The 15,080-nt window shown below is 71.0% G+C and carries 13 protein-coding genes; 6 read left to right on the plus strand and 7 right to left on the minus strand.

Annotated features, from left to right (window positions below):
- Position 1 precedes the first annotated feature (1 nt).
- The 6 genes from VMS22_06215 (at position 2) to VMS22_06240 (ending at position 8,886) form a co-directional block, all read left to right on the plus strand.
- On the plus strand, positions 2–1,300 hold the full coding sequence (locus VMS22_06215; GenBank protein HXJ33621.1) for a TolC family protein: 1,299 nt from the start codon (positions 2–4) through the stop codon (positions 1,298–1,300).
- Complete coding sequence (locus VMS22_06220; protein ID HXJ33622.1) at positions 1,293–2,456, plus strand: efflux RND transporter periplasmic adaptor subunit; 1,164 nt, start codon at positions 1,293–1,295, stop codon at positions 2,454–2,456. The genes VMS22_06215 and VMS22_06220 overlap by 8 nt, the downstream gene beginning before the upstream one ends.
- Positions 2,453–5,671 (plus strand): CusA/CzcA family heavy metal efflux RND transporter, encoded by a 3,219-nt coding sequence (locus VMS22_06225; protein ID HXJ33623.1) that lies wholly within the window; start codon positions 2,453–2,455, stop codon positions 5,669–5,671. The genes VMS22_06220 and VMS22_06225 overlap by 4 nt, the downstream gene beginning before the upstream one ends.
- Entirely contained in the window at positions 5,668–6,285 is a 618-nt protein-coding gene (locus VMS22_06230; protein HXJ33624.1) for a class I SAM-dependent methyltransferase, read from the plus strand. The genes VMS22_06225 and VMS22_06230 overlap by 4 nt, the downstream gene beginning before the upstream one ends.
- Positions 6,282–6,956 carry an endonuclease III gene (nth, locus tag VMS22_06235; GenBank protein ID HXJ33625.1) on the plus strand — a complete coding sequence of 225 codons (675 nt, stop codon included), beginning with the start codon at positions 6,282–6,284 and terminating at the stop codon, positions 6,954–6,956. Before VMS22_06230 ends, nth begins: the two co-directional genes overlap by 4 nt.
- A 118-nt stretch (positions 6,957–7,074) precedes the next feature.
- Positions 7,075–8,886 carry a pectin acetylesterase-family hydrolase gene (locus VMS22_06240; GenBank protein HXJ33626.1) on the plus strand — a complete coding sequence of 604 codons (1,812 nt, stop codon included), beginning with the start codon at positions 7,075–7,077 and terminating at the stop codon, positions 8,884–8,886.
- Between the two features lie 425 nt (positions 8,887–9,311).
- Here VMS22_06240 and VMS22_06245 read toward each other — a convergent pair whose 3' ends face one another.
- The 7 genes from VMS22_06245 to VMS22_06275 form a co-directional block, all read right to left on the minus strand.
- Positions 9,312–10,469: an acyl-CoA dehydrogenase family protein gene (locus VMS22_06245; GenBank protein ID HXJ33627.1), complete on the minus strand. Its 1,158-nt coding sequence runs from the start codon at positions 10,467–10,469 to the stop codon at positions 9,312–9,314.
- 2 nt (positions 10,470–10,471) lie between these two features.
- The gene (locus VMS22_06250) at positions 10,472–10,879 is read right to left on the minus strand and encodes a cobalamin B12-binding domain-containing protein (GenBank protein HXJ33628.1); all 408 of its coding nucleotides are present in this window, start codon (positions 10,877–10,879) and stop codon (positions 10,472–10,474) included.
- Complete coding sequence (locus VMS22_06255; protein ID HXJ33629.1) at positions 10,876–12,501, minus strand: methylmalonyl-CoA mutase family protein; 1,626 nt, start codon at positions 12,499–12,501, stop codon at positions 10,876–10,878. The genes VMS22_06250 and VMS22_06255 overlap by 4 nt, the downstream gene beginning before the upstream one ends.
- Positions 12,498–12,758 (minus strand): hypothetical protein, encoded by a 261-nt coding sequence (locus VMS22_06260; protein HXJ33630.1) that lies wholly within the window; start codon positions 12,756–12,758, stop codon positions 12,498–12,500. The genes VMS22_06255 and VMS22_06260 overlap by 4 nt, the downstream gene beginning before the upstream one ends.
- Positions 12,755–13,903: an acyl-CoA dehydrogenase family protein gene (locus tag VMS22_06265; GenBank protein ID HXJ33631.1), complete on the minus strand. Its 1,149-nt coding sequence runs from the start codon at positions 13,901–13,903 to the stop codon at positions 12,755–12,757. Before VMS22_06265 ends, VMS22_06260 begins: the two co-directional genes overlap by 4 nt.
- 3 nt (positions 13,904–13,906) lie before the next feature.
- Positions 13,907–14,689 (minus strand): enoyl-CoA hydratase-related protein, encoded by a 783-nt coding sequence (locus VMS22_06270; protein ID HXJ33632.1) that lies wholly within the window; start codon positions 14,687–14,689, stop codon positions 13,907–13,909.
- Positions 14,690–14,759: 70 nt separating this feature from the next.
- Complete coding sequence (locus tag VMS22_06275) at positions 14,760–15,005, minus strand: acyl carrier protein (GenBank protein ID HXJ33633.1); 246 nt, start codon at positions 15,003–15,005, stop codon at positions 14,760–14,762.
- Between the last annotated feature and the right edge of the window lie 75 nt (positions 15,006–15,080).

The raw sequence follows: 15,080 nt of genomic DNA on the forward strand, positions 1-15,080 counted from the left end.
CATGGGGCGCCCGCTCGCCCTCCTCGCTTGCACACTCACGTCCTTGCTCGTCGCGACGCCTGGGGCGTTCGCGAACGACACGCGTCCGCTCGTGCTCGCCGACGTCGTCGCCGCCGCGCGCGAGCACAACCCGCGCATCGCGACGGCGCGCGCCCGCACGCGCGCCGCCGACGCCGTGCCCGCGCAGGCGTCGGCGTACGACGATCCGGTCGTCTCGTGGGAGGCGTGGAACATCCCCGAGTCGGTCGACGTGGCCCGTGCCGACAACAACATCTTCCGGCTCTCCCAGAAGATCCCGTTTCCCGGCAAGCGCACGCTCGCGGGCGAGGTCGCGCGCCACGAGGCCGACGCGGTCGGCGCCGACGCCGACGCGACCGAGCTCGACGTGGTCGCGGACGTGAAGCGCGCATACTGGAGCCTCTGGCTCCGCCACCAGCGCCTCCTCGTGTTCGAGCGGGAGAAAGCGCTCCTCGAGCGCTACGCCCGTCTCTCCGAGCAGAAATACGCCCTCAGCGAGGTCCCACAGCCCGACGTCCTGCGCGCGCAGGTCGAGCTCACCCACGCCATCAACCGCGTGACGACCGAGGGCCTCGCGCTCGACGGCGCGCGCGCCGAGCTGAACGCGCTCCTGTCACGCTCGCCCGACGAGCCGCTCGGCACGCCGCAGGATCCGACGTTCCCCGGCGTGCGGGCACCGCTCGCCGCGCTGGTCGACGTCGCGGTCACGCACCGCCCGGAGATGGCCGCGCAGGCGGCCGCCATCGCGCGCGAGCAGACCGGCGTTCGTCTCGCCGAGAAGGGCTACCTGCCGGACTTCGAGGTGAGCGTCGGCCGCTTCATCAACAACGGGACCCAGAGCGGGTTCGGCGCCATGGCGTCGATGACGATCCCGCTCGCCTACAAGTCCAAGGTGGACGCCGGCGTGTCGGCCGCCAACGCCCGCCTCGCGACCGCCGAGGCGGAGCGCCGCCGCGTGCTCGACGCGGTCCGTCGCGACGTCCAGCAGGCGCTCGTGCGCGTGCGCGCCGCGCGCCTGCAGCGCGACATCTTCACGACCACGCACATCCCGCAGACCGAGCAGGCGCTGCGCGTGACCGAGAGCGCGTACCAGACGGGCGGCGTCGATTTCCTGGCGCTGATCGACACCGTGCGCATGATCGAATCGGTCCACCTGGAGCACATCGACGCCGAGAGCGACCTCGGCAAGGCATGGGCCGACCTCGAGCGGGCGCTCGGCACCGACGTGCCGGCCGACGCCCTGGAGACGCGCCCGCATCGGGAGGGCCTCCACCATGAGTAAGCGCGCGGTCGCCGTCGCCCTGCTCGCGGTCGCGGGCGTCGCCGGCGGGCTCTACTTCCGCTCGTTCGAGCGCCGTCCCACCGCCACGACGCAGGCCGAGAAGCACAAGTACCAGTGCTCGATGCATCCGCAGATCGTCTCCGACGCGCCGGGCGTCTGTCCCATCTGCGGGATGAAGCTCGAGCGCGTCGACGAGGGCCGCCGCATCGTGGGCTACCGCCATCCGATGCGCTCGGACGTGATCTCGCCGACGCCGGCGGTCGACGAGATGGGGATGGCCTACATCCCCGTGTACGAGGACGAGGCGGCGCCCGCCGCGGGCGGCGTTCCCGGACACGCGCCGTTCACGCTCACGCGCGAGCGCCAGCAGATGATCGGCGTCACGCGCGGCCGCGTCGAGCGCCGGCCGCTCGCGGTCGCGATCCGCGCCTCGGGCCGGGTGGCGCGCGATCCGATGCTCTACCAGGCCATCATCGAGTACCGCGAGGCCGTCAAGGCGAAGGCCGGCATCAAGGACAGCCCGTGGTTCGAAGCCCACGAGGGTGCCGACGCGGTCGTCCGCTCGGCGGCGCTGAAGCTCCGACAGCAGGGCATCACGCCGGAGCAGCTGGCGGCGCTCGGCGGCGCCGCGGGCGATCCCACGAATCTGCTCCTCCCGAACGCCCACGTGTGGGTGTACGCGCAGGTCTATGAGCACGAGCTGGGGCTCGTGCGCGTGGGGCAACCGGTGGTCGTGACCGTACCCTCCATGCCGGGGCGCAGGTACGAGGCGCGCGTCGTCGCGATCGATCCCATGATCGATCCTGTGACGCGCTCGGCGCGCGTGCGGGCGCTGGTGGCGACGCCGGAGGCGGAGCTGCGCCCCGAGACGTTCGTCCAGATGACGATCGACGTGCCGCTCGGCGATCGGCTCTCCGTTCCCGAGGACGCCGTCCTCGACACGGGGACCCGCCAGATCGTCTTCGTCGTCTCGGGCGAGGGTACCTTCGAGCCACGCGCCGTCCAGCTCGGGCTCGACGCGCAGGGCTACTACGAGGTCCTGGGCGGCGTCACCGAGGGCGAGGAGGTCGTGACGTCCGCCAACTTCCTCATCGACTCCGAGTCGCGCTTCCGCTCGGCGCTCACCGCCGCGCGACGTGTTCCCACCGCGCCATGATCGAGCGGGTGATCGAGTTCTCGGCGAGGAACCGCTTCCTCGTCCTGCTCGCGACCGCGTTCGCGCTCGTGGGCGCGTGGTGGTCGATCCGCGCCATCCCGCTCGACGCGATCCCCGACCTCTCCGACACGCAGGTCATCATCTACTCGCGCTGGGACCGGAGCCCCGACATCCTCGAGGACCAGGTCACGTACCCGATCGTGACCGCGCTCCTCGGCGCGCCAAAGGTGAAGGCGATCCGCGGGTTTTCGGACTTCGGCTACTCGTACGTCTACGTCATCTTCCAGGACGGGACCGACCTCTACTGGGCGCGGTCCCGCGTGCTGGAGTACCTCTCGAAGATCCTGCCGCGCCTCCCGCAGGGCGTGCAGACCGAGGTCGGCCCCGACGCGACCAGCGTCGGGTGGGTGTACCAGTACGCTCTGGTCGACCGCTCGGGGCACCACGACCTGGCGGAGCTCCGGAGCCTTCAGGACTGGTACCTCCGCTACCACCTGCAGTCGGTGCCGGGCGTCGCCGAGGTCGCCGCCGTCGGTGGGTTCGTGAAGCAGTACCAGGTGAACGTCGACCCGACGAAGCTCGTCGCCTACAACGTGCCGCTCACGCAGGTGATCGACGCCGTCCGCAAGGGCAACGCCGAGGTCGGGGGCCGTCTGCTCGAGTTCGCGGGTACCGAGTACATGGTGCGTGGCCGCGGCTACGTGCGCTCGATCGACGACATCGAGCGGATCGTCGTCGCGACCGACGCCAAGACCGGGACGCCGGTCCTGGTGAAGCACGTGGCCGACGTCGCCCTCGGGCCCGACATCCGACGCGGCGTCGCCGACCTCGACGGCGAGGGCGACACCGTCGGCGGCATCGTCGTCATGCGCCAGGGCGAGAACGCGCTCGCCGTCATCGACCGCGTGAAGGAACGCCTGGCCGAGCTCGCACCCACCCTGCCCGCCGGCGTCGAGATCGTCACCACCTACGACCGCTCCGACCTGATCCATCGCGCCATCGCCACGCTGCTCCGTTCGCTGCGCGAGGAGATGGTGATCGTGAGCCTCGTGATCCTGGTCTTCCTCTGGCACATCCCCTCGGCGCTGATCCCGATCGTCACGATCCCGATCGCCGTCGTGCTCGCCTTCATCCCGCTCTACTGGATGGGTGTCACCTCGAACATCATGTCGCTCGCCGGGATCGCGATCTCGATCGGCGTCCTGGTGGACGGCGCCATCGTCGAGGTCGAGAACGCGTACAAGCGGCTCGAGGAGTGGATCGTAGGCGGGCGCCGGGGCGACTTCCATGAGGTGCGCCTGCGCGCGCTGAAGGAGGTGGGGCCGTCGGTCTTCTTCGCGCTGCTCGTGATCGCCGTGGCGTTCCTGCCGGTCTTCACGCTGGTCGATCAGGAGGGCCGCCTCTTCAAGCCGCTCGCCTACTCGAAGAACCTCGCCATGGCGCTGGCGGCCGTGCTGGCCGTGACGCTCGATCCCGCCATGCGCATGCTCTTCACCCGCATGGACGAGTTCCAGTTCCGCCCGCGCTGGCTGGCGCGGATCGCGAACACGGTCGCGGTCGGCCGCTACTATCCCGAGGAGCGCCACCCGATCAGCCGCGTTCTCTTCGCCGTCTACGAGCCTGCCTGCCGCTGGGTCCTGCGCCACCGGCGCACGACGCTCGCCGGCGCGCTCCTGCTGATGGCGTCGACCATCCCCGTCTTCCTGCGCCTCGGCTCCGAGTTCATGCCGCCGCTCGCCGAGGGCGCCTTCCTCTACATGCCGACCGCGCTGCCGGGGATGTCGGTCACCGAAGCGCAGCGGATCCTGCAGATCCAGGACCGGGTGCTGCGCTCGTTCCCCGAGGTCGAGCGCGTCTTCGGCAAGGCCGGACGCGCGAACACGCCCACCGACCCGGCGCCGTTGAGCATGGTCGAGACGACGGTGCTGTTGAAGCCCGAGTCCGCCTGGCGCCCCGGCGTGACGTTCGAGAGCCTCCAGAGCAAGATGAACGAGAAGCTCCGCTTCCCGGGCATTCCCAACATCTGGACGATGCCGATCCGCAACCGCATCGACATGCTGTCGACGGGCGTGCGGACGCCGATCGGCGTGAAGATCCTGGGGCCCGACCTCGCCGTCATCCAGCAGCTCGGCGAGCGGCTCGAGAGCGTGCTGCGCGACGTGCCCGGTACCCGCAACGTCCTCGCCGAGCGGACCGCCGGCGGCTACTACCTCGACTTCGACCTCCAGCGCGACGCGCTCGCGCGCTACGGCCTCTCGGTCGAGGACGCACAGGCGATCGTGATGTCGGCGATCGGCGGCGAGGCGGTCACGACCACCATCGAGGGCCGCGAGCGCTACACGGTCAACGTTCGCTACGCGCGCGACTTCCGCGACGACCTGCAGCAGCTCCGCCGCGTCCTGGTCCCCACGCCGTCGGGCGCCCAGGTGCCGATGGCCGCCATCGCCGACATCCGGCTCTCCGAGGGCCCGTCGATGATCCGCAACGAGAACGGCCAGCTCGCCGGCTACGTGTACGTCGACATGAGCGGGCGCGACGTCGGCGGCTACGTCGAGCAGGCGAAGCGCGTGGTGCGCGACCGCGTCGAGCTGCCGGTCGGCTACACGCTCCAGTGGAGCGGGCAGTACGAGAACCTGGTCCGGGTGCGCGAACGTCTGAAGGTCGTGCTGCCGGTGACGCTGGTGCTGATCGCGCTCCTGCTCTACCTCAACACCGGCTCGGGCGTGAAGACGGCGATCGTCCTGCTGGCGGTCCCGTTCTCGCTGGTCGGCGCGGTGTGGCTCCTGTGGTGGCTCGGCTACAACACCTCGATCGCCGTCTGGGTCGGCATGATCGCGCTCATGGGCCTCGACGCCGAGACGGGTGTGTTCATGCTCCTCTTCCTGGATCTCGCCTACGACGATCGCGTCCGTGCCGGCGCCATGCGGACCGAACACGATCTCGAGGAGGCCATCGTGCACGGGGCCGTGAAGCGCGTGCGCCCGAAGATGATGACGGTGACGGCGGCGTTCATGGGGCTCCTGCCGATCATGTGGTCGGTGGGCGCCGGCGCGGACGTCATGAAGCGGATCGCGGCGCCGATGGTGGGCGGGCTCGTCACCTCCTTCGCGCTCGAGCTGCTCGTCTATCCGGTGCTCTACGCCCTGTGGCGGAGTCGCACGCTCGCCGGCGCCGCGTCGCCTCACCCGACGGCGCATGCTACGCCGCCGGCATGAAGCTGAACCCGTTCGAGAAGTTCTTCATCAACAACCCGGTCCGCGCCTGGTCGCTGCGCTCGACCGTCGGCTGGCTGCACGACGCCGCCTGCGCGCCGCCGGTCGAGCGGGTCCTCGAGATCGGCTGCGGTCAGGGCGACGGGGTGCCGGAGATCGCGAGCTGGTTCCGCCCGAAGGCGATGCACGCCTTCGACCTCGACGAGAAGCAGGTCGCCCTCGCCCGCGAGCGCCTGGCCGACTTCGAGGCCGGCGGCGTCGACCTCCGCCTGTGGACCGGCGACGCCGAGCACATCGAGGCGGCGGACGCGACGTACGACGCCGTCTTCGAGTTCACCATCTTCCATCACGTCCCCGACTGGCGCCGCGCCATCGCCGAGGTGCACCGCGTGCTGAAGCCGGGCGGCCACTTCCTGTTCGAGGAGCTGTCGTCGGAGTTCTTCACGGACGTCCCGGTGCTCTCCGCGCTGCTCCGCCGGTTCACCGCCCATCCGTGGGACACCATGTTCGACTTCCCGTCCTTCCGCGCGGCGCTGGGTGCGTCGGGCCTCCGTCTGACCGCCCTCCACTCGCAGCGTCTTCCCGGCTGGCATCTCGGCGTCGCCGTCCGTTCATGAGCCGCGCCCTCATGGACCCGGCCGCCTTCGGCCGCGTCGTCGCCCGCCTGCAGCGCGAGGCGCCCGCGTGGAACACCACGGCCCTCATGGCGATCTCGCAGGCGACCGGGCGGGATCCGTTCCGGATCCTGATCGGCTGCCTGCTCTCGCTGCGCACGAAGGACGAGACGACCGGCCCGGCGACCGCGCGCCTCTTTGCGCTCGCCGACACGCCGGCCGGGATCCTCGCGCGTACGACCGCCGAGATCGAGCGGGCGATCTATCCCGTCGGTTTCTACCGGACGAAGGCGCGCGTGCTGCACCGGGTGTGTCGCGACCTGCTCGAGCGCTTCGACGGCCGCGTGCCGTCCGATCTCGACGCGCTCCTCTCGCTCCACGGCGTCGGGCGCAAGACGGCGAACCTGGTCGTGACCTTCGGCTTCGGCCTGCCCGGCATCTGTGTCGACACCCACGTGCACCGGATCTCGAACCGTCTCGGCTTCGTGCGAACGAAGACACCCGAGGACACCGAGATGGCGCTGCGCCGCCGCCTGCCGCCGCGCCACTGGATCGGCCTCAACGACCTGCTCGTGTCCTTCGGACAGAACCTCTGTCACCCGACGTCGCCGCGCTGCTCGTCGTGCCCCGTGCGGCGCGCGTGCCCGCGGATCGGCGTCCGCCGCTCGCGTTGACCCAGGGGATCCCGGAGCAGATGCAGCTCGGCGTCGATGCGGGCACGACGGACCTCGCGGACCTTCTTCGCAACGAATCAGCTTGACGCTGCGGACGCGGCCACGGTACGCCCGTCGCATGCGCTCGCTCCTGCTTGCGATCATCGTCCTCGCTGCGGCCTCGGCTCACGCCGGCCTCACGGGCCCGGCGCAGAAGTGCGAACGTGCCGCGGCCTCGGCACTGCAACGCTGCCTGGTGCGCTTCGGTGCGCGGGAAGGCACCTGCTACCTCGCGACCGGCGCCACCTGCGCGCCCAACGACGCCGGCCGGATCGCCGCCACGACCAAGCTCGAGCGCAAGATCCGCTCGACCTGCCGCGACGACGCGACGGTGCAGGCCGTCGGATGGGGCCCGGCGCTCACGCAGCAGGCGCTCGTCGATCGCATGCGTGAGGCGTGCCTCGGCGCGCACGCCTCGCTCGCGGCGCGCACCTTCGGCGGCCCGCACGCCGCCGTCCTCGCGGCGGCCGACGACGCGACCCGGAGCTGCCTCGCCGTCGCCCACGCCGCGGCGACCGACCTCATCGCCGCCACCGTCAAGCAGCAGAGCGGCTGCATCGAGCGGACGCACCGTGGCAAGCGGTGCAACCTCGGACGACTCGACGACAAGCTGACCGCTGCGGAGGCCGATGCGGAGAGCGCCGTCGCGGCCGCGTGCCCCGACCTCGCGACGCCCATCGGTCTCGACGCCGCAGCGTTCCTGTCGGCCGCGTCGGCGCAGGCGCGATGCCTCACCGCTACCGCGCACACGGACTCCGGCCTGCTCTCGCTCGACTGCGGTCCGCGCGCGTCTGTTCCCGTTCCGCCCCGCGGCCAGTGGATCCAGATCGTGCTCGACGAGGCGACGTGGGGCACGCGCTGCGGCGACGGCTCGCCGTACGCTTTCTGGCTCCGCCTCGCGCCCACCGGATCGCCCCTCGAGCACGTCGCGATCGATCTCCAGGGCGGCGGCGTCTGCGTCTTCCCGGCGGATTGCCAGAGCGTCCCCGCGGACCTCTTCAGCGCGCTCGACGACGGCGAGCCGAGCGAGGGCTACCTCGACACGAATCCCGCCATCAATCCGTTCTCCGATTGGACGATGGCCTTCCTGCCGTACTGCACGCAGGACGTGCACCTCGGCAACGGCACCACGAGCGCCTTCCCCGGCGTCACGGTCTACCGCTTCGGCGGGCGCAACGTGCGTGGCACGCTCCGCTACCTGCGCGACGTGCTGTGGACGGCGATCGACGGCGATTCCGCCGAGGGCTTCCGGCCCGACCGCCTGACCGTCCTCTTCGCGGGCGAATCGGCCGGCGCGTTCGGCGTCGACTTCAACTACCACTACCTGCTCGACGATCTCGGCTGGTCGCACACGACGGCGGCACCCGACTCCGGTCTCGGCCTCGACAACGGCCAGGTCCTCGGCGTGAGCGGCCTCGGCGTCGTCGCACAGAGTCCCGCTCCGCCCTTCGGCTGGGACACGCGCCCGCTCCAGCCGCCCTACTGTCTCGCGTCCGGCTGCGCCGTGGGCCCAGTGCTCGACGCGGCGACGGCGCCGCGCCTGAAGGCGGTTCCCGAGCAGCAGATCCTCAACATCTCGAACCAGGTCGACGACGCCCAGGTGTCGACGACGTTCTTCCCCGACGTGCCCTCGTGGACGAACGCGCTTCGTGCCGCGTACTGCACCACGCGCGGGCTCAACGGCATCCACTTCTTCTATCCGGCGTCGTCGACGCCCACCCACACGATGCTGCGCACGAACTCCCGCTACACCGGCCTCCTCGCCGGCGGTGTCAGCCCCGCGCAGTACCTGGCGGATGCGTTCGCCGACCCCGATGGTGTCGTCGACCGCGTCGACGAGGGGACGCTGCAATCCGACTATCCTGGGGTGTTGCCGTTCCCGTGCCCGTGAGCGGGGCGCGGCGGGGTCGATAGGCAAGTCCGCGAGGGCGGAGGCGAGGTTTCGGCTTCGGCTTCGCCGCGCGACAACTCACGCGCACCGTCACGGCTCTACATTTCGTCGCGCCGCTACGCAGGCGCCTCCACCTCGCCTCCGCCCTCGCGACTCACCATCGCGCCGCGCCCCTCGCCGCAACGGTCGTGCAAAATCCCCCAGGCTGGCCGAGTGAGGCGCAGCTCGTCTCGCGGTCGCCGGTTTGCTGGGTGAGGGGCGCGAAGCGTGCGTCGGGCGTTGCGTCGCGAGGTCGGGGGGCAGCGCGGAGGCGCCTGCGTAGCGGCGCGACGAAATGTCGGGCCGTGATGCAGTGTGTGTATTGTCGCGCGGCGAAGCCGAAGCCGAAGCGCTGCCCCCCGACCTCGCGGACTCAAGGGACAGGCTCAGAGACTCGGCCCCGCCCCCCGCAGCAGCGCCCGCGCGATCACGATGCGCTGCACCTCGCTCGTCCCTTCTCCGATCTCGCCCAGCTTCGCGTCGCGCATGTAGCGCTCGACGGGGAAGTCGCGCATGTAGCCGTAGCCGCCGTGGATCTGCACGGCCTTGGTGGTCGCCCACATGGCGGCTTCGGAGGCGGCGAGCTTCGCCATCGACGCCTCGGTGCCGAATGGCCGGCCGGCGTCCTTCAAATGACACGCGCGGTACAGAAGGCAGCGTGCGGCGTCGATACGGGTCGCCATGTCCGCCAGCAGGAACTGCACGCCCTGGTGCTCCGCGATGGGCTTCCCGAACGTCTTTCGCTCCTTCGCGTAGGCGATCGATTCCTCGAGCGCGCCGCGCGCGATGCCGCAGCACCAGGCGCCCATCGTGATGCGGCCGCCGTCGAGGATACGGAGGGCCTGCTTGAAGCCCTGGTCCAGCTCGCCGATCAGGTTGCCTGCGGGGATGCGGACGTTCTCGAGCACGACCTCGGCGGTGTCGCTCGAGTGCAGGCCGAGCTTCTCGATCTTGCGGCCGTTGCCGAGACCCGGCGTCCCGCGCTCGACCACGAACGCCGACACGCCCTGCGTACCCTTCTCCGGATCGGTCGACGCCAGCACGACGTAGACGTCGCCGACCGTGCCCTGGGTGATGAACATCTTCGAGCCGTCGAGGATCCAGTGGTCGCCGTCCCGGACCGCGCGCGTGCGGAGCCCCCCGGCGTCGCTACCGGAGCCGGGCTCGGTCAGACACCAGGCGCCGAGCCACTCGCCGGTCGCGAGCTTGGGCAGATAGCGCTTGCGGAGGTGGTCGCTCGCGAAGAGGTTGATGTGTCCCGACGCGAGGCCGCCGTGACTGGCGACCGTGAGACCGAGCGAGGCGTCGTAGCGCGCCACGCCCTCAACGACGAGGGCGTTCGTGAGCGCGTCGGCACCGCCGCCGCCGACGTCGGTGGGCAGAGCGACGCCGAGGAACCCGAGGCGACCCAGCGCCTTCACGGTGTCCATCGGGAACTTCTCGTCGCGATCCCAAGCGGAGGCGGCCGGCTTCACCTCGCGCTCGCAGAAGTCGCGGATCGTCTCGGCGACCAGCCGGTGTTGCTCCGAGAGCGTGAAGTCCATGCCTATGCCACCCGTGGCCGGATCGTCGTCCGGATCCAGTCGACGATCTCCTGCGTGCTCGCACCCGGCGTGAACATCGCCGCGACGCCGGCCCGCTCGAGCTCGGGCCGATCCTCGTCGGGAATGATGCCGCCGCCGAAGACGGGGATGTCGCCGCCGCCGCGCTGCCGGAGCTCGGCGAGCACCGCCGGAAAGAGCGTCAGGTGCGCGCCCGACAAGAGCGAGAGGCCAATGGCGTCCACGTCCTCCTGGATCGCGGCTTCGGCGACCATCTCCGGCGTCTGGTGCAGACCCGTGTAGATGACCTCCATCCCCGCGTCGCGCAGCGCGCGGGCGATGACCTTGGCGCCGCGGTCGTGTCCGTCGAGGCCGGGCTTCGCGATCAGGATGCGCAGCGGGCGGGGGTTCAGAGCCATGCGGGGTCGCGATACTCGCCGAAGACCTGGCGATAGACGTCGGAGATCTCGCCCACGGTGCAGAGCGCCTTCACGGCCGCGACGAGCGGCGGCATCAGGTTCTCGCCCGACTCGGCGGCCTCGCGTACGCGCCGGAGCGCGTCGCGCGCGGCGGTACCGTTCCGCTCGCGCTTCACCTTGCGGACGCGCTCGGCCTGCCGGGTCTCGACCTCGAGCGGGATCCGCAGCAGGTCGGGTTGGCGTTCCTCCGGCATCTGGTAGCGGTTCACGCCGACGACCGTCTTCTCCTGCTTGTCGACCTGCTGCTGGTACACGTAGGCCGCGTCGGCGATCTCCTTCTGCGGGTAGCCGAGCTCGATCGCCTTCACCATGCCGCCGAGCTCGTCGATGTGCTCGATGTAGGCGCGCGCCTCGCGCTCGAGGCGATCGGTCAGCGCCTCGACGGCGTAGCTGCCCCCGAGTGGGTCGACGATGTTCGTGACGCCGCTCTCCTCGGCGAGGATCTGCTGCGTCCGCACGGCGACCATGACCGCCTGCTCCGACGGCAGGGCGAGCGTCTCGTCGAGGGAGTTCGTGTGCAGCGACTGCACGCCGCCGAGCACGCCCGCCAGCGCCTGGATCGCGACGCGGACGACGTTGTTCACGGGCTGCTGCGCCGTGAGGGAGCAGCCCGCCGTCTGCGCGTGCGTGCGCAGCATCATGGCGCGCGGATCGGTCGCGCCGAAGCGCTCGCGCATGAGCGTCGCCCACAGGCGGCGCGCCGCGCGCAGCTTCGCGATCTCCTCGAAGAAGTCGTTGTGGAGGTTGAAGAAGAACGAGAGCCGCGGGCCGAACTGGTCGACGTGCAGGCCACGCTTCACGGCCGCATCGACGTACGCGAGGCCGTCGGCAAGCGTGAAGGCGAGCTCCTGCACGGCCGTCGAGCCCGCTTCGCGGATGTGGTAGCCGCTGACCGACACGGCGTGCCAGCGTGGCAGCTGCTTCGCGCAGAACTCGATCATGTCCACCACGATCCGGACCGACGGCTCGGGCGGACAGATCCATTCCTTCTGCGCGATGAACTCCTTCAGCATGTCGTTCTGGATCGTGCCGCCGAGCTCGGTCCACGGGACGCCCTGCTCGTCGGCGACGGCGACGTACATCGCGAGCAGCACGCTCGCCGTGCAGTTGACCGTCATCGACGTGGTGACGTCGGACAGGCGGATGCCGTCGAAGAGGGCGCGCACGTCGACCAGGCTCGAGACCGCGACGCCCTCGCGACCGACCTCGCCGCGCGCGCGCGGGTGGTCGGCGTCGTAGCCCATGAGCGTCGGCATGTCGAAGGCGGTGGAGAGGCCCTTCTGGCCCTGCCCCATCAGGAACTTGAAGCGCGCGTTCGTGTCCTCGGCCGTCCCGAAGCCGGCGAACTGCCGCATGGTCCAGAGCCGGCCGCGGTACATGCTCGGATAGACGCCGCGCGTGTACGGGAACTCGCCGGGCCACTCGTCCCGCGCGGGAGCGGAAACGTCGGCGGCGGAGTAGATCGGGTCCACCTCCATGTCGGAGACGGTCGAGAACCGCACGGGTCGCTCGGGCGTTTCCCGGTAGCGCCGCTCGAGCCAGTCGCGCTTCGTCATACGCGCACCTTCGTCTTGCGGGGCAGGCGTAGCACACCCCGCGACGGACGTCGCCGGCGGCGGAGGAACTGCACCGCGACGCGCGCCCAGTCGGCGGGGACGAGCACCTCGGTTCCGAACGTCGGGATCGGGTAGACCGTGGGACCGAGCGCCCGCAGCACGCACGGGACGCCGCGCTCCTCGAGGAACCCCTTCACCATGTGGGCCTCGGACTCGCTCGGCGCCTCATAGCAGCGCACCCAAGGGAGGGCGCTCACGCGCCCTCCCGCAGGACTTGCCCCGCGATGACGAGGCGCTGGATCTCGGAGCTGCCCTCGTAGATCTCGGTCGCCTTGGCGTCGCGGAAATAGCGCTCGACGGCGAACTCGCGGGTGTAGCCGTAGCCACCGTGGATCTGCACCGCCTGGGTCGCGACGTTCATCGCGGCCTCGGACGCGTAGAGCTTCGCCATCGCGGCTTCCTTCGTGCACGGGATGCCCTGGTCCTTCAAGGTGGCGGCGCGCAGCGTGAGCAGGCGGGCCGCCTCGACGGCGAGGGCCATGTCGGAGAGCTTCCATTGCGTGCCCTGGAACTCGGCCAACGCCTGGCCGAAGGCGCGACGCTCCTGGGCGTAGGCGAGCGCGTCCTCGAACGCCGCGCGCGCGATCCCGACGGCCTGCGCGGCGATTCCGATGCGGCCGCCGTCGAGCGTCTTCATCGCGACCTTGAACCCCTCGTCCTCGCCGCCCAGCAGGTTCTCGCGGGGCACGTAGAGATCCGTGAACGCGAGCTGCGCCGTGTGGGCGCCGTGAAGACCCATCTTCTCCTCGACGCGCAGGACCTCCCAGCCCCGACTCGTGGTCTCGACGAGGAAGGCGCCGATGCCCTTGGTGCCGCGGCTCGCATCGAGCGACGCGAAGACGATGGCGAGCCCGGCGTACGGCGCGTTGGTGATGAAGTTCTTGGCACCGTTCAGCACGTAGCCGTCGCCCCTGCGGCGCGCCGTCGTGGCGAGACCCGCCGCGTCCGATCCGACGCCGGGCTCGGAGAGCGCGAAGCTCCCGAGCCACTCGCCGCGCGCCAGCTTCGGCAGGTAGCGGCGCCGCTGGTCCTCGGTGCCGAGCGCCAGGATCGGCCAGCACACGAGCGAGGTGTGGGCCGAGAAGCACGCGCCGGTCGCGCCGCACGCGGCGGAGACCTCCTCGACGGCGAGCGCGTAGGCGACGTGGTCGAACCCGGCGCCGCCATACGTCTCCGGCACGAAGACCCCGAGCGCGCCGAGCTCGCCCAGCCCCGTCAGGTTCTCGCGCGGGTAGCGTCCGGTGCGGTCGATCTCGGCGGCGAGCGGCTTGATGCGATCCTGCGCGAACGCCCGTACCGTGTCGCGCAGCTCGCGCTGCGTGTCGGTGAGCTCGACGTGCACCGCCTAGCGCCCCTTCCACACGGGGGCGCGCTTCTCGACGAAGGCCGTCATGCCCTCGACGCGGTCCTCGGTCGCAAACGCGACCGCGAACGCGTCGGTCTCGTAGCGCAGCCCTTCGGCGAGCGCCGCCGCCGCGGCCGCCGTCGCGCGCTTGGCCTGCCGGAGCGCGACCGGCGGCTTCGCCACGAGCTGCCGGGCGAGCCCGAGCGCCTCCTCGGCGAGCTTCGCGGCCGGGACGACGCGCGACACGAGACCGATGCGGAGCGCCTCGTCCGCGTCGATCATGGTGCCGAGGTAGATGAGCTCGCGCGCCCGTGCGAGGCCCACGCGCAGCGCCAGACGCTGCGTTCCGCCGAACCCCGGGATGAGACCGACGGTGATCTCCGGCAGCCCGAACTTCGCCGTGTCGGCGGCCAGGATGACGTCGCACGCGAGCGCCAGCTCGAGCCCGCCCCCCAGCGCGGCACCGTTGACCGCGGCGACGACCGGGATCGGGAGCTGCTCGAAGCGTCCCAGTACCTCGTGCCCGAGCCGCGAGTACGGGTGCCCCTCGGTCGGCGGCATGGTCGCCATCACCTTGATGTCGGCGCCCGCCGAGAAGGCCTTCTCGCCGGTGCCGGTCACGACCAGCGCGCGCACGCCGCCGTCCCGGCGCACGTCGCGCAGCACGCGCGCGATCTCGCGCAGCGTCGCGGGGTCGAGGGCGTTCAGGACCTTCGGACGCGAGACCCGCAGGGTGAGGACGGCCTCGCTCCGCTCGACGACGATGTTCTCGAAGTCCGCCATGGCCCGACCGCGGTGCATAACCCCTTCGGTACGGCATTTCCACCACGCCGGCGCCCCGGCGGGTGCGCTGTCAGGTGCCCGACGGGCCCACCTTCGACTGGACCAGCTCCCAGAGGTCGCCGAGCGTGCGCACCCGCGCGAGCGCGCTGTCGGGGAGGCGGATCCCGAGGCGCTGCTCGAGCGCGATCACGAGCTCGCTCAGCTTGAGCGAGTCGCCCGCGTCCTCGATGCGCATGGCGAAGTCGACCTCGCCCTCGGCGAGATCGAAGTGCTTCGCGATGAGGCTCCTCACGATCGTCTGGAGGTCCGCCGCCACGCGCGCGACACCTAACGTTCGATGGTGCGCCTTTCAACCGCCGGCGCGCCCTTGACTTCGGGCGGGCGGTCCGGA

The organism is Candidatus Eisenbacteria bacterium, assembly GCA_035577985.1.
In the GTDB taxonomy this organism is placed as follows: domain Bacteria; phylum Desulfobacterota; class Binatia; order DP-6; family DP-6; genus DATJZY01.

Excerpts from the sequence above, each read along its gene's own strand:
- VMS22_06215 (HXJ33621.1), top strand. The coding sequence starts at position 2 with ATGGGGCGCCCGCTCGCCCTCCTCGCTTGCACACTCACGTCCTTGCTC.
- VMS22_06245 (HXJ33627.1), bottom strand. The coding sequence starts at position 10,469 with ATGGACTTCACGCTCTCGGAGCAACACCGGCTGGTCGCCGAGACGATC.
- VMS22_06225 (HXJ33623.1), top strand. The coding sequence starts at position 2,453 with ATGATCGAGCGGGTGATCGAGTTCTCGGCGAGGAACCGCTTCCTCGTC.
- VMS22_06220 (HXJ33622.1), top strand. The coding sequence starts at position 1,293 with ATGAGTAAGCGCGCGGTCGCCGTCGCCCTGCTCGCGGTCGCGGGCGTC.
- VMS22_06240 (HXJ33626.1), top strand. The coding sequence starts at position 7,075 with ATGCGCTCGCTCCTGCTTGCGATCATCGTCCTCGCTGCGGCCTCGGCT.
- VMS22_06255 (HXJ33629.1), bottom strand. The coding sequence starts at position 12,501 with ATGACGAAGCGCGACTGGCTCGAGCGGCGCTACCGGGAAACGCCCGAG.
- VMS22_06270 (HXJ33632.1), bottom strand. The coding sequence starts at position 14,689 with ATGGCGGACTTCGAGAACATCGTCGTCGAGCGGAGCGAGGCCGTCCTC.
- nth (HXJ33625.1), top strand. The coding sequence starts at position 6,282 with ATGAGCCGCGCCCTCATGGACCCGGCCGCCTTCGGCCGCGTCGTCGCC.
- VMS22_06230 (HXJ33624.1), top strand. The coding sequence starts at position 5,668 with ATGAAGCTGAACCCGTTCGAGAAGTTCTTCATCAACAACCCGGTCCGC.